The sequence below is a fragment of the Saccharibacillus alkalitolerans genome (assembly GCF_011090185.1).
Classification (GTDB): Bacteria; Bacillota; Bacilli; order Paenibacillales; family Paenibacillaceae; genus Saccharibacillus; species Saccharibacillus alkalitolerans.
This window is the reverse complement of the sequence record NZ_JAAFGS010000002.1, coordinates 196614-221171: the sequence shown is the minus strand read 5'-3', so window position 1 is coordinate 221171 and position 24558 is coordinate 196614. Positions and strand designations below refer to the sequence as shown.

The 24558-nt window shown below is 54.4% G+C and carries 21 protein-coding genes; 9 read left to right on the top strand and 12 right to left on the bottom strand.

Annotation, left to right across the window (positions count from 1 at the left end):
- Positions 1–10 precede the first annotated feature (10 nt).
- Genes GYN08_RS06645 through dndB form a run of 4 tightly spaced genes read right to left on the bottom strand, consistent with a single transcriptional unit; the run spans position 11 to position 4968 of the window.
- Entirely contained in the window at positions 11–388 is a 378-nt protein-coding gene (locus GYN08_RS06645; protein WP_166273309.1) for a DndE family protein, read from the bottom strand.
- On the bottom strand, positions 385–2376 hold the full coding sequence (gene dndD, locus GYN08_RS06640) for a DNA sulfur modification protein DndD (RefSeq protein WP_166273308.1): 1992 nt from the start codon (positions 2374–2376) through the stop codon (positions 385–387). The genes GYN08_RS06645 and dndD overlap by 4 nt, the downstream gene beginning before the upstream one ends.
- Before the next feature lie 17 nt (positions 2377–2393).
- Complete coding sequence (gene dndC, locus GYN08_RS06635; protein ID WP_166273307.1) at positions 2394–3884, bottom strand: DNA phosphorothioation system sulfurtransferase DndC; 1491 nt, start codon at positions 3882–3884, stop codon at positions 2394–2396.
- On the bottom strand, positions 3877–4968 hold the full coding sequence (dndB, locus tag GYN08_RS06630; RefSeq protein WP_328802900.1) for a DNA sulfur modification protein DndB: 1092 nt from the start codon (positions 4966–4968) through the stop codon (positions 3877–3879). Before dndB ends, dndC begins: the two co-directional genes overlap by 8 nt.
- 297 nt (positions 4969–5265) lie before the next feature.
- Here dndB and GYN08_RS06625 point away from each other — a divergent pair, with 297 nt between their 5' ends.
- A complete protein-coding gene (locus tag GYN08_RS06625; RefSeq protein ID WP_206023646.1) occupies positions 5266–5745 on the top strand; it encodes a hypothetical protein in 480 nt (159 codons plus the stop codon).
- Positions 5746–5803: 58 nt separating this feature from the next.
- On the opposite strand, the gene GYN08_RS06620 is transcribed toward GYN08_RS06625, so the two are convergent.
- Both GYN08_RS06620 and GYN08_RS06615 read right to left on the bottom strand, forming a co-directional pair.
- On the bottom strand, positions 5804–6463 hold the full coding sequence (locus GYN08_RS06620; RefSeq protein WP_166273305.1) for a PIN domain-containing protein: 660 nt from the start codon (positions 6461–6463) through the stop codon (positions 5804–5806).
- A complete protein-coding gene (locus GYN08_RS06615; protein ID WP_166273304.1) occupies positions 6453–7028 on the bottom strand; it encodes a hypothetical protein in 576 nt (191 codons plus the stop codon). Before GYN08_RS06615 ends, GYN08_RS06620 begins: the two co-directional genes overlap by 11 nt.
- An 84-nt stretch (positions 7029–7112) precedes the next feature.
- Here GYN08_RS06615 and GYN08_RS06610 point away from each other — a divergent pair, with 84 nt between their 5' ends.
- Positions 7113–8039 carry an AlbA family DNA-binding domain-containing protein gene (locus GYN08_RS06610; protein WP_166273303.1) on the top strand — a complete coding sequence of 309 codons (927 nt, stop codon included), beginning with the start codon at positions 7113–7115 and terminating at the stop codon, positions 8037–8039.
- 51 nt (positions 8040–8090) lie between these two features.
- On the opposite strand, the gene GYN08_RS06605 is transcribed toward GYN08_RS06610, so the two are convergent.
- Positions 8091–10985 carry a DUF3427 domain-containing protein gene (locus GYN08_RS06605; RefSeq protein WP_166273302.1) on the bottom strand — a complete coding sequence of 965 codons (2895 nt, stop codon included), beginning with the start codon at positions 10983–10985 and terminating at the stop codon, positions 8091–8093.
- Positions 10985–11383 (bottom strand): (deoxy)nucleoside triphosphate pyrophosphohydrolase, encoded by a 399-nt coding sequence (locus tag GYN08_RS06600; RefSeq protein ID WP_166273301.1) that lies wholly within the window; start codon positions 11381–11383, stop codon positions 10985–10987. The genes GYN08_RS06605 and GYN08_RS06600 overlap by 1 nt, the downstream gene beginning before the upstream one ends.
- A 232-nt stretch (positions 11384–11615) precedes the next feature.
- Between GYN08_RS06600 and GYN08_RS06595 the strand changes: the two genes are divergently transcribed.
- On the top strand, positions 11616–12758 hold the full coding sequence (locus GYN08_RS06595; protein ID WP_166273300.1) for a hypothetical protein: 1143 nt from the start codon (positions 11616–11618) through the stop codon (positions 12756–12758).
- Between the two features lie 201 nt (positions 12759–12959).
- Here GYN08_RS06595 and GYN08_RS06590 read toward each other — a convergent pair whose 3' ends face one another.
- Positions 12960–13301, bottom strand: a complete 342-nt coding sequence (locus GYN08_RS06590; RefSeq protein WP_166273299.1) for a hypothetical protein — start codon at positions 13299–13301, stop codon at positions 12960–12962.
- A gap of 346 nt (positions 13302–13647) precedes the next feature.
- Here GYN08_RS06590 and GYN08_RS06585 point away from each other — a divergent pair, with 346 nt between their 5' ends.
- Positions 13648–14793, top strand: coding sequence for an NAD(P)/FAD-dependent oxidoreductase (locus GYN08_RS06585; protein ID WP_166273298.1), 1146 nt, complete (start codon positions 13648–13650; stop codon positions 14791–14793).
- A gap of 80 nt (positions 14794–14873) precedes the next feature.
- Here the strand turns inward: GYN08_RS06585 and GYN08_RS06580 are convergent, their stop codons facing one another.
- On the bottom strand, positions 14874–15980 hold the full coding sequence (locus tag GYN08_RS06580) for a hypothetical protein (RefSeq protein WP_166273297.1): 1107 nt from the start codon (positions 15978–15980) through the stop codon (positions 14874–14876).
- Between the two features lie 176 nt (positions 15981–16156).
- Positions 16157–16861: a hypothetical protein gene (locus GYN08_RS06575; protein WP_166273296.1), complete on the bottom strand. Its 705-nt coding sequence runs from the start codon at positions 16859–16861 to the stop codon at positions 16157–16159.
- A 179-nt stretch (positions 16862–17040) separates the two neighbouring features.
- Between GYN08_RS06575 and GYN08_RS06570 the strand changes: the two genes are divergently transcribed.
- Positions 17041–17265: a hypothetical protein gene (locus GYN08_RS06570; RefSeq protein ID WP_166273295.1), complete on the top strand. Its 225-nt coding sequence runs from the start codon at positions 17041–17043 to the stop codon at positions 17263–17265.
- A gap of 136 nt (positions 17266–17401) precedes the next feature.
- Here the strand turns inward: GYN08_RS06570 and GYN08_RS06565 are convergent, their stop codons facing one another.
- Entirely contained in the window at positions 17402–17716 is a 315-nt protein-coding gene (locus GYN08_RS06565; RefSeq protein WP_166273294.1) for a hypothetical protein, read from the bottom strand.
- A 737-nt stretch (positions 17717–18453) separates the two neighbouring features.
- Between GYN08_RS06565 and GYN08_RS06560 the strand changes: the two genes are divergently transcribed.
- From GYN08_RS06560 to GYN08_RS06545, 4 genes are all read left to right on the top strand, one after another.
- The gene (locus GYN08_RS06560) at positions 18454–20121 is read left to right on the top strand and encodes an ABC transporter substrate-binding protein (protein WP_166273293.1); all 1668 of its coding nucleotides are present in this window, start codon (positions 18454–18456) and stop codon (positions 20119–20121) included.
- Between the two features lie 257 nt (positions 20122–20378).
- Entirely contained in the window at positions 20379–21383 is a 1005-nt protein-coding gene (locus GYN08_RS06555; RefSeq protein WP_166273292.1) for an ABC transporter permease, read from the top strand.
- 10 nt (positions 21384–21393) lie between these two features.
- Positions 21394–22302 (top strand): nickel transporter permease, encoded by a 909-nt coding sequence (nikC, locus tag GYN08_RS06550; protein WP_166273291.1) that lies wholly within the window; start codon positions 21394–21396, stop codon positions 22300–22302.
- A 196-nt stretch (positions 22303–22498) separates the two neighbouring features.
- Positions 22499–24526, top strand: a complete 2028-nt coding sequence (locus GYN08_RS06545) for an McrB family protein (RefSeq protein ID WP_166273290.1) — start codon at positions 22499–22501, stop codon at positions 24524–24526.
- The last annotated feature ends 32 nt before the right edge of the window (positions 24527–24558 follow it).

Below are 24558 nucleotides of genomic sequence, written 5' to 3'. Positions count from 1 at the left end.
CTACTTTCCGTTAGAGTATTAAGGCACGGAGAAAACGCTCGGAATTACCTGCGCTCTTATATTCGCCTGCAAGAGAACGAATCCCGCGTTCCAAATGGGCATTGAAGTAACCCGGGAAGTATTCTTCGTCTGTTAGTTCTTTGCCTGCTGCTTGCGTGATAAGAGCTTTGAATACATAGTCGTATTCGCCTGTTACGGTATTACGGTTCAGCACCAACCCGTCCGAGAAGTCTTTGGTTACAGGTTCGACTCCGCCATCTAGAACGCTATTTCTAAGCGATAGGCTGACTGCGTAACGGATCAAGATATTCGGCGTGATGCTTGTAGCCGAGCTTAATTGAGTTAGATTGTCTTTGGCATATTTCGATGTTCGTAAAGTGAAGTTCATAGCTGGTTGCTCTCCTCACTGATGGTAAAGTAGCGACCCTTCACGATTTTGGCGCTGTCCATGGCTTGATCGAATTCGAGGGTGTAGCACTTGGCTGTAATATCTTTGAGAAGTTCATATTGTTCCTTGGAAACTTCGGAATCGGTCGTAAACATCAATACTTGATCGCCGCATCTTGGAATGAAATGTTGAATGAGAGCTCTCTTATGATCCTGATCCAGACGACCCATTAAAGTATCGAATACAAACGGAAGTTTCCAACCTGAGACTTTGAACATGGCCCAAATCACGGTCAGCATGAGCATTTCCTTTTCGCCTGCTGAGAGACGTTCTTTGGTGATCAAATGCTGCTGACGATTATAGAGATGCAACTCAAAGGTCGAATGATCGATATGAATACGGTCGATGTATTCTTTTTTGCGGAAAAGAATATTAACCATCTTGGTCGCCTCATTCGCTACGTCGTCCAACTTTTTACGCCATTGCCGGTCTCTGAACCGTTGGCTGACCAACAGCAGTTTTTCGGTCATTGCAAAGGAATTCTCAGCTTTGTGATATTCACGAATTTTGTCTGTGATTTTATTTGCCGCAGCAGTATGAAGGCGGATCGTTTCCGTAGCTTCATGAATTTCTTTGTTGTAGTGCTCGATGAGCAAGCGCAATTGCTCAACGCGTTTAGTCTTAGTTTCGATCTGTGCAAGGATTTCTCTGAATTCGCTGGACTGATCGTTGACTTCAATCGCTTTACGCAATCTTTGAGCTTCGATGAGCAATTCAGCGTTTCTGTCATATAGTTGAATATATTGCTTGGGATCGATTTGCTCGATCTGCTTGAATAAGTTATGAATCTCGCTCCGTTGCGCGAACGAAGCTCGATGAATTAATTGAATGTTCTCTGGCTGCATAATCTCTAAGATGCCCTTATGTAGCTGAGCAATATCAAGGCTTACATTCGATTTTTGGAGCTGATGAACCAGTGCGTTTAACTTCTCTATCTCTAGAGCGGAAGAGACATATTCGAAAGACTCATTTTCTTTCTCTAAATCCAATTGCTTTACGACTTTACTCAACAAATCTTTGGCAATATAGAAGGGAAGGAGAGAGTTTGTAAACGAACGAATTTGTTCGGTGTTTGCTTTTCTCTCATTCTCGATTACGTTAACTTGGCTAGCCAGTCGTTGCCGTTCTTCACGCTGCAAACCGCCATGTTCGTCGAAGTCTTTCTTATGCTGCTTGATCTCATCGTTTAGATGAGTAATTTCATCTTCACTGAGGACAATTAGAGAGGCTTTTTCCTCGACAATCGTTTGAAGCTCCGCAATTTTGTTCATTAATTCTTGTTGGTCGGCAATTTCTTTAGCCGCACTTGCGTTCTTCTGAGCATATTGCATTCGGTAAGTCTGCAGATCTTTTTCCAAGTTCATAAACAAATCCAGATTGAATAGGATTTTACCGGACTCGCTCAAGTACTCCGGGATCTTTTCGTCCGATACGATCCTCGAAATGTCCTCCCCGTCAAAAAGACAAAGTTCAAAAAGACGGGGAGGCATTTCTTCGCGCAAGCGATTTTGGAAGTCGGATTGTTCTTGATTATTTAAGTGCACACCATTTCTTTGGACAGAAAATTCTTCTCTAAGTTTTCCTTTTTTGAAATGCCAATGCCTAATTATCACGTAACGGGTTGGCTCGAATTCTTCAATCGAAGTGTATTCTAATCTAATTTGATATTTGTTTTCTCCGCTTTGAACAGCTTTACGATTTAAGAGAGAAAGAATTTTTTTGAAATAAGGCTCATTATCGACCATGAATCCATACGCCATTGAGCCAAATAAAACGATACGTAGAGACTCTAGAATTGTCGTTTTTCCGGCTCCGTTTTTACCTCCTAACAAAACTACGTTTCGTTCCTTAGTAGTTTCAAAGTCAAAGGCGTGAGATGGGCCATAATAAGCACCAATGTTGCCAAGCAACAGCTTAGTAATATGCATGAAGAGCTAATCCACCTTTACAAATGCAAGAAGTCTTGCTTCAGAGTTTTATCGAATGCTTGGAACAGTCCGCGTCTTACTTTTACGCCGGAGTAATCTTTTTCTACGGAGATCAATTGTTTGAGTACGCTCAAGTTCACGCCCTCTTCTTGGCAAAGCGTCTCCAGATCAGTGAGTTGATCGTCTTTGAATACAGGTCGGTCATTGTGATCCCAATCGTACACTTCGCCTGTTTCTTCTTCAACGATCATCGGCAGGCGGTCTTCCCACTGCAGGTCGTCGTGCCAGTATTTGCGGATGGCTTTCAATTCTTCAATAGTGATCAGTTCAATCGTCGGATCATGTAATTCGCGAATTTGTTTCTGCGTGCGCAGCAATTCTCTCAAGATTTCTTCGCGAGCTTTCAAGGTGAAAGGACCTACGCCCAGGCGCTTAAGTTCATCTCCGTCTTGAATAACGATATCCAATTCTTCCACGGTAGCCAGGTTGATATTGTTTTCATCCAAGTATTGCTTCAAATTTTCTTTGAGGATCGGCTCGCGACCATTGAGCTCGTCATTAAAAGGAAGCAGATAAACTTCACCGTTCATCCGTTGTTTTTGTCTTTTGGTTTTATCTTCTCGGATTTGCACCAAGAAGCTTCTGAAATCATACAACGGACGCAGCCAGTCTACGCCGTTATTGATAAATCCGCTCAAAGCTTTGTCTTCGCTTACGACCGTGCAAGTCCAGCAACCAAAGCGGCTATTTCCGCAAGAGCCGGCGCTTTCCTTAACTTCTTTATCTACGATCAACGGGCATTCGCTATTGGAGCTTTGGTAAAGTTCAAGCAACTCGTTATTGTCGTCTCCCCAAGGGGATTCATATTGAAGCAAGAATTCCCAGACATCGTCTACGTTAAAAGTACGAATCGGCGCAAAAACAAAAGCGTTTCTCAAAGTCGAATGACGCATGAGCTTCTTGCCTTCGATCGTGTGCGACTGCATGACGGCAGCGCGAGTAGCACTTTCCGAATCGCGTACGCCGAGCAGCATGATGACTTCGCCGAATTGGTCGACTTTATCCAAAATGAAACGGTTAGCAGGCTCAATTTTCAAACGGTCCGTACACCATCTGAACTTTTGACGCGGCGTCGGATAACCTTTGCCGATAATCGAAGACCAGAAAGTTTGCTCGACTTTCGGGCGTACTTTTTGCGTTTCGAAAGGCAGACCGAGTTCCAAAGCCTTGGCTTGAATGCGACCGAGCGTTCGCGTAATCTTATCGATAATAAGCGGCGTCTCCACCTGAGTGTCCGAGGAGATCACATAGACTTTCTTATGCAGTTGGGAAGGTTCAAGTTCTTGAAGAGCTTGAAAGACGAGCTGAACGACGGCCGTCGAATCCTTACCGCCGCTGAATCCTACAACCCAAGGGCGTTCGTCCATTTGATAGACTTCTTTGACGAGTTCTTTGGCTTCCGTAAATTTGGTGCCTGTGTTGAATATGTTAAGTCCGAAATCAACCATTTTGAGAAGCCTCCTTGAACTTGTTCTCCATCTTCTGTTCTTGCTCGGTGAGAGGGAGACCGATTTTTGATTTGATCAGGTTAGCGGTGAGCTGCACCGTTTCGCCTGTTTTATTAATGCGGCCGGTATTGCCGTAAGCTCGGCCTTGCCAGTCCGTTTTGTTTTCGCGATTCCAGTCAATACTCTTGAGTTTCTTAATGTAAGATTGCCATTCATCCGGATGATTGAGATATAAGTAGTAGCCTATGACGCCCAAGGCTTCCAAAAAGATTCCGTGCGCGACTACCGAGTGAACTCTAAGTTCGCGCGGAGAGATTTTCTTTTTCAAGACGTCTTGCCACTCGGGAATCGAATTGCAAAGCAACTCCCAAAACTCCGACACAAAAGATTTTTCTTGCTCCGAAACCAAGTCTCCTTTTCGCTTATTGATAAGCTTGGAGGTGGCGTTAAAGATATGATTGAGAGCAAAAAGCTTAGGCGAGTTCTTGGACAGCGATACTTTCTCGCGATCCGTATAACGCTCCAACAGAGGAATATCGGCAATTAGGCTCTTGGTAATAAGCGAAAGTTGATCCCGATGATCATATAAGATTCCGATCGAAGACGTCGTATTTACGGCATGTCGATTGAGGTCCGAGAACATCTGCTGAGAGCGAGTCAGGCCTAAATCATGAAAAAAGACCACTGAGATCGTCTCGTCGCCAAGATCGGGAGAGATTTTCAGGGCTTCTTCGATAGCGGCTCTACGATGTTGACCGTCATTGATCAAGAACTTAGAATCGAGAGAGATGGTTAAATAGCCTATGTCTTTCATATCCTTCGAGCTTTCCTTGAACTTCATGTCTCCGTCTACCGAAGCTGTAAGAGAAGAGAAAATGTAGTCTTTCGGATTCTCTAAAATATAATTGGCGATGTCGGGAATTCGCGATTTGTTCATCAGACGCTGCGCGCGATGTTCAGCCGGAATTTCTTCTTCATCGAACAAAAAGATCTTAGGAATTAGACGCAACGGACACATGACGGTGTAAAATTCTCTACCCGCCTGAATGCCTCGGAGTGCAGGGAAAGTATAACTGAAGTTCATCAGCATTCTCCTTTATTACGTACGTAATAATGTGCTTTGTACGTGTATTTTACCTTAAGACGAACAGACGTTCAAGAGAACATGAGCGATTTATCGTGTGCGTTTTGCTAAATTTGATTTATAAGTGACGTTTTTTTCGCATACTAAGAGCAAGCCTTTATAAATTCACGCAAAACGTTTTTTTATCTCCGTAAACAGATCCCGACTTACCTCGAACTGCATCTGCAGGGACGCTCGATCAGCAAAGCCTACCGCGACGAGTTCGGTTCGTATGTCGGCTTCTTGAGTTGGGCCGAAATGTTGAACGAACGGGAGCAGCAGGTGTACGAGCGGTACGAAGCCTGGCTGCGCGATGTGGAGAAGACGGTCATGACGAAAAGCTACAAGATGATCGTGCTGCTGGATATGCTGGAACACGGCGCGAAGCACTGGGATGAGCCGGTGACGGCGGAGGAAGCGGCAGCGTTTTTCCACGGGTATCTGACGGAGAAGGAATACCGGAAGCGGATCGACTTCAGCGACAAGGAATCGAAGCGGCTGTGGGATTGGAACGAGCAGACGCGGGCGAAGGTGGCGAAGCTGATCGCGGACATGCCGATGAGCAAGTGGGCGGGAGCGAAAGGCAGTCAGGTGGAGTTTGCGGATGGGAAGTTTCGATTGGCGTTCGATGTGGCGGAGGAAGATCGGGAGCTGCTGTATCGGTGGACAAGGGAAATCTGCGAGTATCGGCTGCATGTGCATTTTGAGCGGCGGGCGCAGACTGAACATTTACAATAAGAAAGCACGGTTCCGTCGCGCTCACGGAGCCGTGCTTTTTGGTATGGATACAATCCTATTATTCTTCCCCGATCAGCAAATGCTCCAACTTGGCTCGAACTTCCTGGAAGTGCGGGTCTTGAGCAACAAGTTCCAAGCCTTCTGCCGGCACCGTCACAAACTGTTTCTCGACAAAATCGTATAATCGTTTTTCTTCCGGAGCACAGAATAGGAGATAGACAATGAAATCTTTGATGTTTCGAGTCACTAAGATGGCGTCGTTCAGATAGGCGGAAACAAGAATACGAGCGTCGGAGGTTTGCAGGTATTCGAGTTTGTAGTCTTTCATTCCGCCTTGCGTAGTTGTTTGCTGGCGAGGCCGAATTTGATCTTGATATTTTTGAATCGCATAACTGCTGAACTTCCTCAGTTCATATTCGAGAGAAGAAGAGAGATCGAAACTTTCTTTCTCTAAAGAAGCTATGATTCGATTGAGTTGTTCCTGAGTTTCATTGGGCAGCACGTGCATTTGGACGCTTAACTCGCGCACGACTTCCTGCGGAAGCAAAATTGCGGCACCGGTATCTCTGACCTCGTGCAGACTTTTTGTCCAGAATTCTTCTGCACTTTCTTTTAAGCGCTGCAGCTCGGCTTGATTTGAATCTTTCCCGGTCAAGTAGCGCAGCAGGTTGGTATCCAGCATATAAGTCACAGGCGCATCCGGTTGTTTATTGCTCATGATCGTCGAGATCCTTTTCAGGAATTCCGTTACGACCGTCCCGCCACAGTTCTATCGCCATTTTCGCAGCTTGCGCCGTTCTTTCGGCAATTTTGTTTCTTTCCTGAAGAAAGTCTTGGAACCCTTCTTCAGATTCAAATTGTTCGCTGGAAATTCTCCATGAAGAGTGTTCCCCTGCGACCTGCTCAGCCTTATACTTTCCGGCGATACAGTTCCGTCTAACCTGTTGAGGCGTAATGCCTTTGTATTTTGAGACTTCGCGCACGGTAAAATATTTGGGCGCAGCCCGCTTGTTTGGATTCGAAATTTCTTCTTCTCTTTCTAATTCGGAAACGACCCGTTGGATCTCTTCCTGAACGTCGCCGTCTTCGATCGTTTTTGAAAATTCGTCTTGAATTTCCGGGGACAGCTTCGCTTGAGCTTGCTGCAGTTTTCTTTCGGCTCGAAGTTTGAGAATATGCGCCTGCACCAGCGTATCGGCATCCGTTTCGCTGATTCGCATCTTTTTAATAATTCGATTTTTGAGGCCATCGTAAGAGGAATCTTTTTGCTTAAGGCTTCCCATAGACGACTCAACTCCTTTTGTTTTATGGTAGAAATATACCACAAACTATTCGAAAAGAACATTTGGAACATGGAGGTTGCGTACATGGATAAAATCAAAGACTTGCTTTTGAATGGACACGAAGGTTATGAATTAGATTTTAAAGCCGTTCAATATTCTCCAGCGTATCTTGCAGAGTTAATCAAAGATATTGTGGCTATGGCGAACTGTCATATAGAAGGCGACAAGTACATTGTCATAGGTGTAAAAGAGCGTTCGGAAGGAAATGAATATAAGGGTATTCCACCAGAAGAATTTATCGACTCGGCCGTTTACGCTGAAGCCGTACATAACCATGTTGAGCCGGAACTTACTTTTGAATATTTTAAATACGAGTACGACGGCAAGTTATTTGGTATTTTTAAGATTTTTAATAGTGAGAACAAGCCATATATGATCAAAAAGAAAATTGGGAAATGGCAAGAGGGTGATTCGTGGATTAGGAGAGGGAGCAGAAATGATCGTTTGAAAAGACCTGATTTCGATAGGATCTATGAAGGAAGAGAGCAAATCGATATTGCCTTTTGCGAAGAAGAGTTATTTGCTCGTAAGGAAGAGTATGGTTGTGCTTCGATAGAGGTTTGTATTTCGAACTATTCCAAAAAGCCAATAACTATAATTTCAGGTAGTTTTCAGATTATTGATTTGAACGGCCGTTTACGAACGAGGCACTCGGTACGTGGGTGGAAAGAATATTCTAATAACGACTTTAAATTATCGTTGAAGCCATTTGATGAAGAAGTAGGCCATATTTTCGTGAATTTCGAGTCTAATGACGCGCTACTGCTCCGAATGAATGAGTTTGGAAATCCGGACCAAGAATTTTTTAAATTCAGATTGATTCTGAGAGATGCCAGAGGAAAGGAATATATTAAGGAAACTGTGGGATCTGTATTTGCGCAAGGCGAAGTGTTATGGAAAGTCCAAAAATTTTTAGAGAAGCCCAAAGGTTGGTTAGGAAGAAGGCGGTAAGAAAAGAGGTTACAGTCAACTTACAACTGTAACCTCTTTAACATATCGATTTCAATCCCCCGTCAAATACCCATACAACTTACTCTCCACCGCATGCTCCAACACCAAATTCATATGCACCACCGGAATCGAATTGCCGTTTTCGTCCGCCATGGTGCTCTCGACCGCGCTTTTTCCGTCGTAATGCGCTTGTCCCAGGTAATAATATTCGGGTCCTTCCGAGTCGTCTTTCTTCACGAAGATATGCAGCTCGATGCCTTCGCGGTCGGCGTCCAGGATGAGCTGGACTTCTTCGGATTGCAGGGTTCGGCGGCTGCGGGTGGACCATTGGAGCACTTCCGCGTTGACGAATTCGTCCTGGTACTTGGTGCTGGCTCCGATGTTTTCGTGCTTCTTGTAGGTGACGAAGATCGGGCAGGTGCCGTTTTTGATCTTGTAGCCGAATATCGTAGGGGTGCCGTCCTTGTCCCAATTCAGCAGCTTGCTGGCGTCTTTTCTGGAATATTTCTTGTACAAGGTCATTGTCGCTTTGTTGTCGTACTGCTCGTTTTTGGTAAAGGCGGTTTGGATCAGATCCGACACCGACTGCAGGAAGTAATCGTCTCGACGCAAAGCTTCTGCCATCGCGGGATGGAAGCTGTAATTCCCGTCGTCGTCCTGCCGGACAAGCGGCGTGTTTCCGTATTTTTGCCGCGCCTGCTCGTTGAAGAATTCCAGGCTCAGCACTCGCATGACCGATTCCAGCGTATCCACGCCTACCCGGCAGCCGTCCGCGCGCAGCCGTTCCAGATAATCCGACTTCGCGACGGCGCCCTGCTTCAGCAGCATGTCCAGCAGCAGAATCTCGTGCCGTCTTTTCCCGTTCAGCATTTCGCCGGTGAGCATCGTCAAAACCTGCTGTTCCGGCTGCGACAGACTCGGCACCGGTTCTCGGACCCTCAGCAGAAAATGATAATAGCTCGGGAACTTGTCGGCAAAAATCAACGGGTCGAGCGAATGGTTCTCCACGAAGTCCATCAGCAGCGGAATGCGGTTCAGCCGATTTTTCAATTCCAGATACGCTTCTCGCAGCAGCTTGAACGCGGTCAGATTGCTTTCGCTGATCGACTTGAAGATCTGCTGCCGCGCGACTTCTTCGAAGTTGATCGAAGACAGGCCGCGGATATAGCTGGTGTCTTTCATATGCCGGCGGATATTGTCTTTATTTTGCGACTTGTCTCCGGATAGGGCGATCGGGATCAGGTAGTTGTTTTGGTAGTTGCCGATGAAGTCGATCACGGTCACGAATTCTTTGCTCTCGTGCTTGCGCAGTCCGCGGCCGAGCTGCTGGATGAAGACGATGCTGGACTGGGTCTGACGCAGCATCACGACCTGGTTGATCGACGGAATATCGATGCCCTCGTTGAAAATGTCCACGGTCAGGATGTACTGCAGCTCGCCCTGCTCCAGCTGATTGATCCGGCGTTCGCGTTCTTCTGGACTGTCAGTGCCGTCCAGCGCCGCCGTTCGGTAACCGCGAGCATTCAGCATGGCGGACAATTCGGCGGCTTCCGCTTTGCGGCTGCAGAAGATGAGGCCGCGGACGGATTCGCCGGAGTGCCCGTAATATTCGATTTTTTCCGTCAGATAATCGACGCGCCGTTCCCGATCGTCTTCGGATAAAGCGGAAGCGTCGGCCAACAGCTCGCCGTTACACCTATAATCCGTCACGCCGAAATAATGGAACGGGCACAGCATGTCTTCTTCCAGCGCTTCCTGCAGCCGAATCTCGTACGCGATATGGTAGTCGAACAATTCGTAAATGTTAAAAGTATCCGTCCGTTCCGGCGTCGCGGTCATGCCGAGCAGGAACTTGGGACTGAAATGTTCGATCAGGTTGAGATAAGAAGCCGCGCCGGCTTTGTGAACCTCGTCGATCAGGATATAGTCGAAAGTGTCGGCGGCGAACAGGCTCAGATGCTCGGCTTTGGATATCGTTTGGATCGTGGCGAATACATACTTGGCCTCCGCGTCCCTTCGATCGCCGGAGAACATGCCGTAGTCGCTGTCGGGTCCGCCGATGATTTTCCGGTAGTCGCTGATCGCTTGGTTCAGAATCTGCTCCCGGTGCACGACGAATAACATACGGCGAGGTGCCGCGCTTTTGACGTCGAAGGCGGACAGATACGTTTTGCCGGTGCCGGTGGCCGAGATGACCAAGCCTCTGCGGGCTCCGCTTTCGCGCAAAGCGCCGAGGTTTCGCAAAGCCTGCCGCTGCATCTTGTTCGGCTGTACCGGGCTTAACACGCCGTAAGGCGTCGTGTTTTCCGGGAGCGGCGGAAGTTCGGCCTGCAGCTTCTTGTCCGCTTTGCGCGTCTCGGTGTACATGATCTGATAAGCTTCAATCCATTCGGACGAGAGAGGCGTAGCCGCCTGCCAGGCTTTGTCGAATTCGGCGTGGAACTGCGCGAGCAGACCGCCGTTTTCGAATGAAGTCAGCTTCACGTTCCATTCATAGTTGGTCTTGAGCGCCGCGGCCGTCAGGTTGGCGCTGCCCATGATGATCGTTGAATGCCCGGGATGCCGGAACACGTACCCTTTGGCATGAAAACCGCTTAATTCCGTCAGACGCACCTCGATATTGGGAATCTTCAGCAGCTCCCGAAATGTCTTGGGATGATTGAATTTCAGATAATGGGAAGTCAGGATTCGGCCGCTAACGCCTCGGGCATGCAGATCGGCGAGGTGGGCTTTGAGCACGGCCAGACCGCTTTCCGTGATAAAGGCCACCGAGAACGTAAACGACAAACAGTGCTGCAGCTCATCCAACAGCGGGGTCAGGATATAGTCGCCGTTTTGCCGATCGTTGAGAAGCAGCTTGGGCTTGTATCGCTCCGGCGATTCCTGCTCATGGTTGATAAATCCCCAATTCAGGGATTCGTTCAAATGTCGCGTAGAATGGTCCATCAGGGCATCATCCGCTCCTTAATCTTCTCTACCGCCGGAACATCCGCCGGTGCCCAGTCCAGCTCCCCGAGCGCCTCGGCGGCCAGCCATTGGATGTCGACATGCTCCGTCAGCGTCGGCCGGCCTTCGATCAGCGAGCAGTAGAAGGTCGACAGATGCACGAAGCCGAAGTCGTATTCGTGCACCGTCGTTTCGATAAACTCCCCGATCTCCACCGTGCAGTTCATCTCCTCGCCGATCTCGCGCTTCAGCGCTTCCTGCGGCGTCTCGCCTTCTTCGATCTTGCCGCCGGGGAACTCCCACTTGTAAGGCAAAGCCTTCGTATTCCCGCGCTGGGCGCACAGTATTTTGCCGTTCTCCACGATGACGGCTCCGACGACGTGTATGTGTTTTTTCATGAGTTCCTCCGGTATCCAAGGGTAGGTAGAACTAGAACATAAGAGGCTTCCTGCTTCTTATTTTAGTATGGAAAGGGGAGGAGAGCCAGGCCGGCGTATTCGGGGGCTGGGCTTCAAGATGCGGCATCGTCAGGCGAATCTTATATTTCCCAATCCAAGCAGCAACTAGATGTGGAATTTTGCTCGCCTGCTTGGTATGATTCAAGAAAAAGCAGCGGGGGTTGTCGTGAGAATGAATGATTTTGTGAAGGAGCAGATCGGGTCGACGCTTCATAAGCTGGCCGTGATTCTGTTTCCGCTGGCGGTCTTTTCCGCTTATTTCGGGCCTTATGTGTTTGCGGGCGCCATGCTTGTGTTTTTTCTGGTCACTTCGTTCGGGATGCTCAAGAAAATGCTGTTTTACATGCTGCTGCTGGGCCTGGTCTCTTTGATTCCCGGGCTGAACATCGTGGTGTGGGTCGTCATGGTGATCTTTTTCTTGATGAGAATCGGATTCGTGGTCAAACATTGGCGGCCTTTTGCGTCGGGCGTGGCGATCTACGGCGGCTCGGCGTTGATCGCGACAAGAGGAAGTTACATTGCGGAATTGAGAAGGTTCGCCGAAGAGCTCGGGAATCCTGTACCCGATACATATTGGTTCGAGGCGGTGCTGGTATCGGTATCGGCGGCGCTGGCGCTGCATCTGACGCTTCGCTGGTTGTATGCGCATCGTTACGGCAGCGCCGCGGCTCTGGGCATTATGGGAAGCGTGCCCTTGATCATCATTTCCTTCATTCTGCCGTTTCTTAAGCTGCATATCGGAGGAGACGCCGTGGCGCATTATCATGGGACCGGCGAGCATTTAGGGCACGCGGGAGAACCGCTGGGAGGGCACCATGGAGGAGCGGAAGTGCAGGACCCTCAGCATCTTCATGTCAAATCTCATCTGCGTACACCGCCCGACGGCGATCCGACCAACAATTTGTCGTACCGCGGTCCCGACGCGAAGCCGGTCAATCCGGATACGCTTGTCCATGTAGGCGAACATATGCGTACGGCCCCCGACGGCATCGCGGAAAACAACTTCTCGTACGCGGGTTCCGAATCGACGGCTTTCTCCGGCATCGCGCCGCCCTTGCACGCGCCGGATCGAACCGCGATCGACGACGACCTGATGGACGAACTGCTTCGGGGCGGATACGGGAGCGGAATTGCGGTCGAAGGCGAGAAGGATGAGTATTTCTACGGCAAAGACGGAGTGCTCTTAAGCGCAAGCGCATTGGCCCCGGCCGTTCGCCAAAAAATGACGGAAGTCGACAAGCACAGGGCGGTCGGACAAAACGCGGTGGATCGCATCATCAATCAGCACGGCCGAAACGACGGTCTGCAGTCCTGAACGGACGAAGGCCGCAAGCATCCCTTTCTTCGGAAACGGATGCTTTTTCGTGTGTGCGGATAAACGGGGATAAGGAACGCCGTGCGGAAGAGCGTTTTGACGGCGCCCCACGCCAAACAGCGCCCGCCTCCCCATCGGAGACGAACGCTGCCTGGCGATCCATGCCGATCGGGATCCTTGCGGGTCCGGTCGGCTTTTTCGTTAATCGAGTTCTTCCTCGTCTGCCGCTTCTTCGCCGTCCGCGTAGTCCGCGAACAAATCCAGCGCTTCCAGCAGGGTGGTGACGTCTCCGGATACTTGAAGCAGCACGGTCTCCCCGTCTTCGACGCCGGCGCGTTCGTACTGCACGTCGGTCAGCAGGTCGCTGTCCGTCAGCTTCATCGAAAGGTGGTCGGCCAGTTCTTCGGGACCCAGATTCGAGATTTCGTCCAATCCGACCGGAATCACGGCTGTGATCCGATTGTTTTCTTGAAGGGATTTAATCTGTTGAAGCGTGAAAGGTTGGGTAAGGATGTCCTGCGCAGATCCGGATGTTGTGGCCATAAGTGAGCGCTCCTTTTGGATAAAAGATGTGAGGGTCAAGCGGCACAGCGTATAGAGATCAGGAAGTGGAAGGTCGAACTTGGGGAATATGTAAAAAAGTAAAGGTACACTCCTATTCTAGAAGGGGATACCCAATTTGGGTATTTAGTAATATGATATCTCGAGAAAAATGTTGAACCAGGCATAAATCCCTAATCGTTCGTCTGGTTACAAAGCTCCGAAATAGGGCTCTATCGGTTCATGGGACCGCCCGCCGAGAAGACTGCGCGAATCTCCTCCCGAAGTGGTAAAATAACCGGAGTTCGACGATTTTTCTTTTTAAACCGAAGCGGAAAGGAATTCTCTCATGAAAAAAATCATCGTCGTCGGCTCCGGTATTCTCGGGGCATCGGCGGCTTATCATTTGTCTCGCTCGGATGCGCGGGTCACGCTGGTGGACGCCGGGCATCCCGGACGCGCGACGGACGCGGCGGCCGGCATCATCTGCCCGTGGCTGTCGCAGCGGCGCAATCAGGCGTGGTACCGCCTCGCCAAGGGCGGCGCGCGCTATTACGCCGAACTGACGGAGCGGCTGCGGGAAGAAGGCGAGCGCGATACAGGCTATGCCCGGGTAGGCGCGATCAGCCTGCATGCCGATCCCGCCAAGATTCAGCAGATGCGGGAGCGCGCCGAGAAACGCCGGGAAGACGCGCCGGAGATCGGGGAGATCGAAGTCTTGGACGAAGCGCGGGTGCGGGAGCTGTTTCCGCTGCTGGGCGAAGGCTATCTGGGCGTTCGCGTCAGCGGAGCCGCGCGGGTGGACGGACGCGCGCTGCGAGGCGCGATGGTATCGGCGGCCCGGCGGGGCGGCGTGACGGTGCGGGAAGGAAGCGCCGTGCTGAACGCGAATGCGGCGGAAGGCCGCGTCACCGGCGTTACGGTAGGCGAAGAGACGCTGGAGGCGGACGAAGTCGTGGTCTGCGCCGGAGCCTGGGCCGGAGAGCTGCTGCGGCCGCTGGGGCTGGATTTTCGCGTAACGTTTCAAAAAGGGCAGATTCTGCATCTCCGGATGCCGGATCGTTCGGGCGGCGGAGAATGGCCGGTGGTCATTCCGCCGACGGATCAGTATCTGCTGGCTTTTGACGACGGGAAAATAGTCGCGGGCGCGACGCACGAGAACGACGCGGCGCTATCGGACATTCGCGTAACGGCCGGCGGCATGCATGAAGTGCTGGACAAAGGAATGGCGCTGGCGCCCGGCCTGTCGGACGGCGAATTGGAAGAGGTGCGGGTCGGCTTCCGGCCGTTTACGCCGGGCTTCCTGCCGGTCATCGGGCGGGTGCCGGGCTGGGAAGGGCTCATCGCGGCCAACGGCCTCGGCGCGTCCGGCCTGACGATGGGACCGTTCCTCGGCCGCCAGCTGGCCATGCTTGCGCTCGGCCTGGAACCGGATCTGCCGCTGGACGATTACGCGGTGGAGAAGGCGCTTGGCGAAGGCTCGCTGCCGCATTGAACATAATCAAGCCGCCGGGAAAGTTCCCGGCGGCTTTTTTGAAACGGTAAGTCTTCTTCTTATGGGAATTCGGCGTCCGGCTATACCGTTTGGAAAGCAAGCAGGGCGGGCGTCGACAGGCTGCCGGCCGTGGAGGCGGACAGAATCCGGGTCAGCGATTGATTCGGCGCAAGCGTAACGGTCGCGACTTCGACTCCCGCCTGAGTCGTGGCGCCCTCCTGGGGTCCCGCCAGTGTCGGAACTTTGTAAGTCACGCCGTCTCCGCTCCACTGCAGCGCCCCGCCGTAAGGTTTTACGCGGGCTCCGACATAAATTTTGACGGTCTTTTGGACGGAAGTCGGATTGCTCAGATTGACGGTCAGGCTGTATTTCACGCCGTAATGGCCTTTGTTGCTGGCGACGGCTTTGGTGCTGCCGGGGGACGGATCGTAGGAGTTTTCCGAGGTCATCAGGTTGTCCTTGACCCCGTTGCTCATGTTGTAATATTTCCAGCCGTCGCCCGCCGCGTAACTTACCGAGCTGTCGATATCCGCAAAGTTCCAGGAACCGCGCGGATGAAGCTCGCCGTTCCCTCCGGTTACGTAATCGGTGACCGGGTTCTGGTTGAGGCGCAGGTTGGCGGAAGAATTGGAGGCCGCGACCGTACGGAGGCGGTAATTCAATCCGACGGATGCCGCCGTATTGCTGAGCGTGAATTCCAGTACGCCTCCGACGAGCGATCCGGCCGGAACGACCCATTCTTTGACGACTCCGACGTTGCCTGCCGCGATCGAACTGTCGGTCGGGGCGATGTTGTCCATGGTTCCGCCCAGCAGCGCCGCCGCCATGCATTTGCCGTGCTCCACGTAATTGGCCGCGATCGCAACGGAATTGCTCAAATTATGCACAGAGTAGGAAGTCGACCCCGCGTTGCCGATCGTGATCCCCAACTTGATCGGAGTGCTTCTGCCGTTCAAATGCCATAGGAAGACGCGGTAGCGAATACTGGAACGTCCCGTCGTCGTGTCGTGCCAGAGCGTGACGAATCCGTTCGGAAACGGAACGCTGCCGCTGATCGTTTCCGGATTGTCCGAGCAGACGAAGCGAGTAGCGGTATTTGCCTGCGTACCGGTCAGATGTACGGGGACCGAACCGGCTGGAACGACGGGGAAAGAAGTGACGGATTTCGTTGGCTGTGTGCAAGTCATGGATATTCCCTCTTTTCGTCAAATTGAAAGTATGAAGGCTCCGAAAGGGAAGAAGAAAGAAGCCGTCCTTCCCCGACGCTTCTTTCTTTTTTCGTTCTTCATTAAGGGAGGAAAGGAAAAGAGGATTTTCACAACCGCAGCACCGAACTTTTTGGAAGGGTTCTGTTTTCGCCGTTCTACTCCGTCAGCCGGGTGCATTCGTTGTATTCGCCCGTGCATACGTCGAACGGGGAATCGTCCTGCAGGCTGCGGTATCCGCTGCCGTCGGCGTAATAGATGCCCGGGACTTCGGTCGCGAAAAAGGATTCTTTTCCGGCCGCCCACAGATCGAGGTAGATCGTATACGGGGCGCCTTTGACGAGATGTTTCAGCTGCTCCGAGGTCAAGGTGCCCGGCTCGTCGAGGTCGCGGCGGACGGGAAAGGTCGTCGTGCGGTTCATCCGATCCTTGTCCAGGGAGATCATGTCGAGCGGGTTAGTGGAGGTGAGGATCGCGACCGTCGGCTTGAAGTCGAGGCTGACCAGCGTATCGCCTTCCAGCTTGTAATCGACCAGGATGCCTTCGTAGGGATGCGAATGCGTGTCGGCATATTCCCAGTGCTGCGGCGAGCCGTATGGGGCGGCCGGCACGGGCTTCGTGGGCTTATGCCGAATTACGCGGGCGGGATCGATGTCGGGGGCTTCGTAGTCGATGACCGGCTTGGCGTCGACTGGCGGCTGCTTGGCGTTCGCGGCCGGAGCGGAATCGGCGGCAGGGATCTCCTGCGCGGAGCCGCCGCCGGCGCGGTCCGGGGCCGGGGTACAGCCGGCAGAGGAGACGGCCAGTCCCAGCGCAAGCAGCGCGGACAGCGTTTTGGAGATCGTTGCAGCGGTAAACTTCATAAAGCAGGGCTCCTTTCGGTGATGAAGATGCGGTCTCTGCGGACTTTTTTTCAGCATACCGATTCGTAAAAGGGTAAAAGTAACGATCATGTGGCCTGGCGGTAACGATCTGTTCACCGTGCGCGTTTATTAAAAGGTAGGGTACGCGGGAGAGAAGATCCTAAAAGGAGCGTGGAAGCATGACCGAATCGGCGAGCAGGCAGGAGCTTCGGCGAAATATGATTTGGGCGGTCGGATGTATAGTTTTTTTGGTGGCGATGATGGCGGCGCTGGCGATTATGGGGCGCTATACGGCCATCTGGATTGCCGTTCCTCCGCTGCTTCTGTCCCTATGGATGCTGCGCAGATACCGCCGGGAGAAGCGGCGAATCGGTACGGGAAGCGAAGAGCCGAACGCAAAATGAATATCGGGCATGACAAAGGCCCCGCCCGGGGGAGCGCGATTCAGCACTCTTCCGGCGGAGCCTTTTTATGTCGAGATCAAGCAGGCGGCGGCCGGAACCCATCTGCTGCTTTTCATTGTCCGCTCCTCCCGTCTCTCTAATCCAGCAGCCGGATCTCCACCGGCGAAAAGTCGTAAACGGGATACGAGTAGAACGAGCCGTTCTTCGTTTCGTCCGCTTGAATCTCGATGCCGTTCATCTTATCGTCCGCGTTCTCCGCTTCCTTCGCTTCGTCTTTCCGGGGGAAGACGTAAGGGATTCTGCCCTTCGTCTGCGGCTGTGCCGCCGGCTTCGTGTAAGCCTGCGAGTCGCCCGCCGCGGCTTCGCCGCCGGGAGCGGAAGCGCGTTCGGCGCAGAAGGAAATCGGCAGCAGCAGGAGAGCGCAGACGGCGGCGGTTTTCCGGGATTTCATGGCGAGACCTCCTTGTCCGAGTATCGTTATGCTTATTTTACACGAAAAAGATGGAAAAAACTTCAATCCATCTCCGATCTCTTCAAGTCCCGAAAAGGTAAGCGAGCGGCGTCAGCATAAACAGGTACAAGATAAGCACCGCCCATGAAGCATATGTCGCGATTTTGTACAGCGGGGGCCTGCGGCGGAGCGGAAGAAGCCTAAGGGCGAGCAGGCCGGCGATCAGCGCGAGCAGAAACCCGGGCAGCCACTCGGAACCGTACAGACGGAAGGACGGGAAAAAGAACAGGTAAGCGGAGACGGCGCTCATCGCAAGCAGCAGCGGCGCCAGCAGACGATCTTGGATACTCAGGGCAAATCCCTCCTTCTTTTACCGAATTAAACGGGCGCCGGAAGCGGAAAGTTGCCGGGAATCGAAAAAATAAGCCGCGCCGGACGTTCGTTCGTATGGGATTCAACAGGAAAAAAGCCGGTCTATTTTTTCAAACGTTTCGATCGGTTCGTATAGATGAAAGGAAAAAATGGACATCAAATCACTTAAAGTGTTATTTTAATTAACATATAAAACTTGTAAAGAAAAATATATTGCGAATAACCTCTCTATCATGTAAGTTATACTCACTCGACACGAGGCCGAGGAGTAGACGACAATCCAATATACATAATGAACATGACATGTTGGGCTTGACGGGCGGCGTGCGCGGGCAGAATGCGATCTTGAGGGGAGCGTACTGTTCATGAGAAAAAGATTAGGTTGGCTGTTTCCGGTCATGTTGGTGCTGGTACTGATGTTGGCGGCGTGCGGCGGAGGCGGAGAGAGCGCTTCGCAGCCGGCGGCGCCAAGCGAGGCGGGAGGAGAGACGGCCGCGACGGAACCGGCGGCCGAAGGCGGCAGCGGCGGTACGCTGATCGTGGGACGCGGCGGCGATTCGGCGGCGCTAGATCCGTCGATCGTCACCGACGGCGAATCGCTGAAGATCGCGCAGCAGGTGTTCGATCCGCTGCTGGCGTACAAATCCGGCACGACGGAAGTGGAGCCGGCGCTCGCGGAGAGCTGGGAAATCTCGGACGACGGTCTCAAGTACACGTTCAAGCTGCGCCAAGGCGTGAAGTTCCATGACGGGACGGACTTCAACGCCGATGCGGTCGTGTTCAACTTCACCCGTTGGAACGACCCGAACAGCGAATACAAATTCGAAGGCGATTCGTTCGACTACTACGATTCCATGTTCGGACCGGAAGAAGCCCGCGTGATCAAAAGCGTGACGGCGCAGGACGAGTCGACGGTCGTGTTCGAACTGAACCAGCCGCAGGCGCCTTTCCTCCAGAACCTGGCCATGCCGCCGTTCTCGATCGCCAGCCCGAAAGCGATTCAGGAATCGGGCGCGGACTTCAAGGCGAACCCGGTCGGAACCGGCCCGTTCGTGTTCAAGGAATGGAAGAGAAGCGACTCCATCACGCTGGAGAAGAACCCCGACTACTGGCAGGAAGGCCTGCCGAAAGTCGACACGGTGATCGTGCGCTCGATCCCGGACAACACGGCCCGCTTCAACGCGCTGCAAAACGGCGAGATCGACCTGATGGAAGATCTCAGCCCGGACGATCTGGCGACGCTCGAGAGCAACCCGGATCTGCAAAAGTTCAACCGTCCTCCGTTCAACGTGGCTTATCTCGGCTTCAACGTGACGAAGAAGCCGTTCGACGATCCGAAGGTGCGCATCGCGCTGAGTCACGCGGTCGATAAGCAGGGCATCGTCGACGCGTTCTTCGCGGGGCAGGCCGAGCCGGCCAAGAATCCGATTCCGCCGTCGCTGTGGGGCTACAACGACAGCATCGAAGATTACCCGTACGATCTGGAAAAAGCGAAGCAGCTGCTGGCCGACGCCGGTTACGCGAACGGCATCGAGCAGCCGCTCACGTTTTACGCGATGCCGGTAGCCCGTCCGTACATGCCGGACGGCCGCAAAGTCGCCGAAGTCATCCAGGCGAGCTTCGCGCAGGTCGGCGTGACCGTTAATATCGAATCGCCGGAATGGGCGACTTATCTGGACGACCTGAGCAAGGGCGAGAAAGACGACTTGTTCATCATCGGCTGGACGGGTGACAACGGCGACCCGGACAACTTCTTCTATCCGCTGCTCGACAAAGATTCCATCGGCGGCAACAACTACGCGCAGTACGCCAGCGAGCCTCTGCACGAGCTGCTGGTGAAAGCGCAGCAGGAGACGAACCAGGACGAACGCGCCAAGCTGTACGAAGAGGCGCAGGTCGTCATCCACGAAGACGCGCCGTGGGTGCCGCTCGTGCACTCCACGCCGCTGCTGGCCGCTTCGAACAAAGTGCAGGGCTACGAGCCGTCGCCGACGGGATCGGAACCGTACGCGGACATCTCGATTCAGGAGTAAGACGGCCGCGTCCGAGGCCGCGGCGAAGGATGCTCCTTCGCCGCAGACGGGCGGATCGATATGATCGACCAAGTGGGGGAGACCGCGAGCCTGAAGCTCCGGTCCTGCTCCCGGCTGCGGCCCGAGAGGAACGCCCCCGCGAGCGGCGCTCTTCCCGGGCCGTGCCTTATAATCCCGTATTCGAAGCGGCCTTCGCATCGTTCGTGCGATGCCGAGCCGGCCGCGACCACTACAAACCTACGGCGGGTGATGGATAAGTGACTTCTTACGTTTTCAAAAGACTGCTGGTGCTGATTCCGGTGCTGCTGGGGATGACGATCATCGTGTTCTCGATCATCCACGCCATTCCGGGCGATCCGGCGGATACGATATTGGGCGAAAAGGCCACGGAGCAGTCCAAGCAGGCGCTGCGCGACCAGTTGGGATTGGACCGGCCGTGGCTGGAGCAGTATTTCAAGTACCTGGGCGATCTGCTGACCGGCGATCTGGGCAATTCCATCCGCACGCGGGCGCCGATCTCCGAAGAGATCGTGCCGTATTTGGCGGCGACGTTCGAGCTGACGGCGGCCAGCATGCTGTTCGCGGTGTTTTTCGGCGTCAATGCGGGGATTATCAGCGCCTGGAAGCATAATTCCTGGTTCGATTACATCTGCATGCTGATCGCGCTGCTCGGCGTCTCGATGCCGGTATTCTGGCTCGGCTTGATGGAGCAGTGGATCTTCGCGAACGAGCTGCACTGGCTGCCGTCGAGCGGACGGATGAACGCGCGCGATCCGATGGAGGCGGTGACCGGATTCTATGTGTTCGACGCTATCATTCAAGGGCAGTTCGGGCAGCTGTGGACGGTCATGAAGCATCTGGTGCTGCCGGCGATCGCGCTCGGCACCATTCCGATGGCGGTGATCGCGCGGATGACCCGATCCAGCATGCTGGAAGTGATGCAGCTCGATTACGTGCGCACGGCGCGGGCCAAAGGTCTGTCGCAGTTCGCGGTCGTCTACCGGCACGCGCTCAAAAATTCGTTCATTCCCGTGCTGACCGTCATCGGCATCCAGACGGGCGCGCTGCTCGGCGGCGCCGTCTTAACAGAGACCATTTTCGCCTGGCCGGGCGTGGGGCGCTACATTTTCGAGGCGATCAGCAATCGGGATTATCCGGTGATCCAGTCCGGCATCTTGATCGTCGCCGTCATCTTCGTTTTGATCAATCTGCTGGTGGATCTGCTGTATGTCGTGTTCGATCCGCGCATCCAGTATAAATAGGAGGGATATCATGAGCGACGCATTCCTGAAAGCCGATATCCGTCCCTCCGAAGGTACGGTGAACAAGAAAGCGCAGCCCGGCCCGTGGCGGGACGCGGCCCGGTCTTTCGCGAAAAACAAGACGGCCGTGGTCGGTCTGTGCCTGGTGCTCTTCTTCGTGCTGCTGGCGCTGCTGGCCCCGCTGATCGCGCCGTTCGATTACAAGACGCAGGTGCTGACCGACCGGCTGAAGCCGCCGTCCGGCGAGCACTGGTTCGGCACCGACGATCTGGGGCGGGATCTGTTCAGCCGGGTCATCTACGGCGCACGCATCTCGCTCTGGGTCGGTCTGCTGTCGGTCGTGGGCTCGATCGTCGTCGGCACGCTGCTCGGCATCATTGCCGGTTTCTACGGCAAATGGGTGGATATGATCATCTCGCGTCTGTTCGACATCCTGCTGGCCTTCCCGGGCATCCTGCTCGCGATCGCGATCGTGGCGATCCTCGGCCCGTCGCTGCAAAACGCGCTGTACGCGATCGCGATCGTCAATATCCCGACCTACGGGCGGCTTGTCCGGTCCCGGGTGCTGTCGCTGCGGCAGGAGGAGTTCATCACGGCGGCCCGCGCGCTCGGCGCGAACGACGGCCGCATCCTGTTCAAGCATATTCTGCCGAACAGCTTGACCCCGATCATCGTGCAGGGGACGCTTGGCGTCGCCACCGCGATCATCGAAGCGGCGGGCCTGGGCTTCCTCGGTCTCGGCGCCCAGCCGCCCGACCCCGAATGGGGGAAAATGCTGTCCGACTCGAGGCAGTTTATCCAGACCGCGCCGTGGACCGTCATTTTTCCGGGACTGTGCATTCTGCTGACCTCGCTCGGCTTCAACCTGATGGGCGACGGGCTGCGGGACACGTTCGATCCGAAAATGAAAGGAAGATAGCGCGGCGAATTTAATGAAGCGAAACGAAAAAGAAAAAGGTTGTTCGGATCCGCGTCGGCGGTCCGGGCAGCCTTTTTTTGTTCGTTCGGCGTCTTCGCGGGAGCGGTCTTCTTTTGATTCCGGGAGCCAGCGGTTAAAATAGAACTATTGGCCGCGTCTCGGCGGTACGGCGCACGGATAGGAGGAGAAGAGGCTTATGATCAAACAAAACGGAAGCTGGTGGAAAGACGACCGAATCCCCGGCCTGATCGCGCGCAAGCAGGTCGACGGATTTCTGTTCGGGCACGGATTCGCGATTCCGGCCGATTTTTACCCGGACTTCGGCGAAGCCGGCGGCGGCTCCCTTCCTGCGATCGGGGAGAGCCGCCCGGTTCGGCTGCTGCACGAAAACGGCGGCGTGTACGCCACGTACGAAGCTAGGCTGGAGCACTGGCGCATCGCCGTGCCGAGCGGCAAATCTTCGCTGGAGATCCGTTACGACTCCAACAAGGAACTGAAGCAGTTCCTGCTGTCCGTCTTCTCCTCCACTTACTTGGAGGTGAAAGAATGGGCGGAGCGGCTCGCCAGTCAGCCGGCCCGTCAGGACGGCGGTTCCGCGCAGAGCCGCGAATACGGCCCGGCCGGCGTCTATGCCGCCGCGGCGGAAGCGCGGCAGGCGGAAGCCGCCCGGCGCGCGGCCGCCGGCAGCCGCCGCATTCCGCCGCGCGGCGAAGCGGCGGACAGAGCCGCGGCGCGCAGCCCGTTCGATACGCCGGACGCGTATCTTCCGCGCGAGGAGCGCGCCGAATATCTGTATCTCTACCGCACGGATACGCCGTTCACGTACCGGCTGGAGCTGCGCCCGCTGGGCGGCCAGGAACTGCGGCCCGCGCACTTTTTCGTCACGGAGACCGGAGCCGAATATTTGGTCGCGCCTCCGCCGGAAGACGCAGGAAAGCCGGCCGAAGCGGGCGGTCCTCCGGTCGAGCCGCGGCCGCATATTCCCGATGCGGGCGTGCGCGCGGCGGTCGGGAAAATATCGGCGTATATCCGTCAGAGAGGCTTTTCGTTCCCGGACGGTCTGGTCGAGCATTTGTATCTGTCGCTCAAGACCCGGCCGTTCGTGATCCTCGCCGGCATCTCGGGCACGGGCAAAACGCAGCTCGCCCGGCTGTTCGCCGAAGCGCTGGGCGCGTCGACGGACAACGGGCAGTTCGCGCTGATCCCGGTGCGTCCGGACTGGAGCGATCCCGCCGATCTGATCGGCTACAGGGATCTGTCGGGGGCGTTCAAGCCCGGTCCGCTGACGCTGGCGCTGAAGGAAGCGGCACGGCCGGAGAACGCGGACAAACCGTATTTTATCGTGCTGGACGAGATGAATCTGGCGCGGGTCGAGCATTATTTCAGCGACGTGCTCAGCTTGATGGAGACGCGCCGCCGGACGGTCCGGGAGCCGGAAGAAGACGGAAACGGCGATCGCGGGGTTCGGAACGGACCCCCGCCCGGCGAGATCGCGACGCAGCCGCTGCTGCCGGAATCTGCCTTGGAACGCGAGGAAGACCGGCGGGCTTACGGCAATCTGTCCATTTCGGGCAACGTGTACGTCATCGGGACGGTGAACATGGACGAGACGACCTATCCGTTCAGCAAAAAGGTGCTCGACCGCGCCGGCACGATCGAGTTCAATCATATCGACCTGATGCAGCTGCCGCGGCTTCGCGCCGAGGCGGAACCGGAAGCCGGCACGCTGACGGCGGACCGGCATCTGCTGGGCGGCGACTATCTGCAGCTGGTGGACGCGATGCGGGATTATGCCAAACTGATCGAGCGCACGTCCGAAGAGCTGGCGCAGATCAACGGGATGCTCGAGGAGATTCAGGCGCACGTCGGCTTCCGGGTAAGGGACGCCGTGTGCTTTTACCTCATTTATAACGAGCGCTTCGGCCTCATGACCCGCGCGGAGGCGTTCGACAACCAGCTGATGCAGAAGATTCTGCCGCGCATCCAGGGAAGCCGATTTTCCGTCAAAAGGGTGCTGCTGGATCTGCTGCGGCACTGCCTGGGCGGCGAAGCGGCAAAAGCGTTCGACTGGCGCGAGCTGGAGGATTCGGCGGAACCCGTCTATTCGGGCCGCCGCAGCCGGGAAACGCTGGCCGCCGCCCGCTATCCGCAGAGCGCGCGCAAAATCGCGTACATGCTGCGGCGGCTGGACGAGGACGGGTTCACGTCGTATTGGTTGAGCTGAGAGAGAGCCGCCGGCCCGCTGCCGCTGGCCGA

What these genes read in the sequence shown, in the direction of transcription:
- GYN08_RS06645 (WP_166273309.1), bottom strand. Translation starts at nt 388, where the DNA reads ATGAACTTCACTTTACGAACATCGAAATATGCCAAAGACAATCTAACT.
- dndD (WP_166273308.1), bottom strand. Translation starts at nt 2,376, where the DNA reads ATGCATATTACTAAGCTGTTGCTTGGCAACATTGGTGCTTATTATGGC.
- dndC (WP_166273307.1), bottom strand. Translation starts at nt 3,884, where the DNA reads ATGGTTGATTTCGGACTTAACATATTCAACACAGGCACCAAATTTACG.
- dndB (WP_328802900.1), bottom strand. Translation starts at nt 4,968, where the DNA reads ATGAACTTCAGTTATACTTTCCCTGCACTCCGAGGCATTCAGGCGGGT.
- GYN08_RS06625 (WP_206023646.1), top strand. Translation starts at nt 5,266, where the DNA reads ATGTTGAACGAACGGGAGCAGCAGGTGTACGAGCGGTACGAAGCCTGG.
- GYN08_RS06620 (WP_166273305.1), bottom strand. Translation starts at nt 6,463, where the DNA reads ATGAGCAATAAACAACCGGATGCGCCTGTGACTTATATGCTGGATACC.
- GYN08_RS06615 (WP_166273304.1), bottom strand. Translation starts at nt 7,028, where the DNA reads ATGGGAAGCCTTAAGCAAAAAGATTCCTCTTACGATGGCCTCAAAAAT.
- GYN08_RS06610 (WP_166273303.1), top strand. Translation starts at nt 7,113, where the DNA reads ATGGATAAAATCAAAGACTTGCTTTTGAATGGACACGAAGGTTATGAA.
- GYN08_RS06605 (WP_166273302.1), bottom strand. Translation starts at nt 10,985, where the DNA reads ATGGACCATTCTACGCGACATTTGAACGAATCCCTGAATTGGGGATTT.
- GYN08_RS06600 (WP_166273301.1), bottom strand. Translation starts at nt 11,383, where the DNA reads ATGAAAAAACACATACACGTCGTCGGAGCCGTCATCGTGGAGAACGGC.
- GYN08_RS06595 (WP_166273300.1), top strand. Translation starts at nt 11,616, where the DNA reads ATGAATGATTTTGTGAAGGAGCAGATCGGGTCGACGCTTCATAAGCTG.
- GYN08_RS06590 (WP_166273299.1), bottom strand. Translation starts at nt 13,301, where the DNA reads ATGGCCACAACATCCGGATCTGCGCAGGACATCCTTACCCAACCTTTC.
- GYN08_RS06585 (WP_166273298.1), top strand. Translation starts at nt 13,648, where the DNA reads ATGAAAAAAATCATCGTCGTCGGCTCCGGTATTCTCGGGGCATCGGCG.
- GYN08_RS06580 (WP_166273297.1), bottom strand. Translation starts at nt 15,980, where the DNA reads ATGACTTGCACACAGCCAACGAAATCCGTCACTTCTTTCCCCGTCGTT.
- GYN08_RS06575 (WP_166273296.1), bottom strand. Translation starts at nt 16,861, where the DNA reads ATGAAGTTTACCGCTGCAACGATCTCCAAAACGCTGTCCGCGCTGCTT.
- GYN08_RS06570 (WP_166273295.1), top strand. Translation starts at nt 17,041, where the DNA reads ATGACCGAATCGGCGAGCAGGCAGGAGCTTCGGCGAAATATGATTTGG.
- GYN08_RS06565 (WP_166273294.1), bottom strand. Translation starts at nt 17,716, where the DNA reads ATGAAATCCCGGAAAACCGCCGCCGTCTGCGCTCTCCTGCTGCTGCCG.
- GYN08_RS06560 (WP_166273293.1), top strand. Translation starts at nt 18,454, where the DNA reads ATGAGAAAAAGATTAGGTTGGCTGTTTCCGGTCATGTTGGTGCTGGTA.
- nikC (WP_166273291.1), top strand. Translation starts at nt 21,394, where the DNA reads ATGAGCGACGCATTCCTGAAAGCCGATATCCGTCCCTCCGAAGGTACG.
- GYN08_RS06545 (WP_166273290.1), top strand. Translation starts at nt 22,499, where the DNA reads ATGATCAAACAAAACGGAAGCTGGTGGAAAGACGACCGAATCCCCGGC.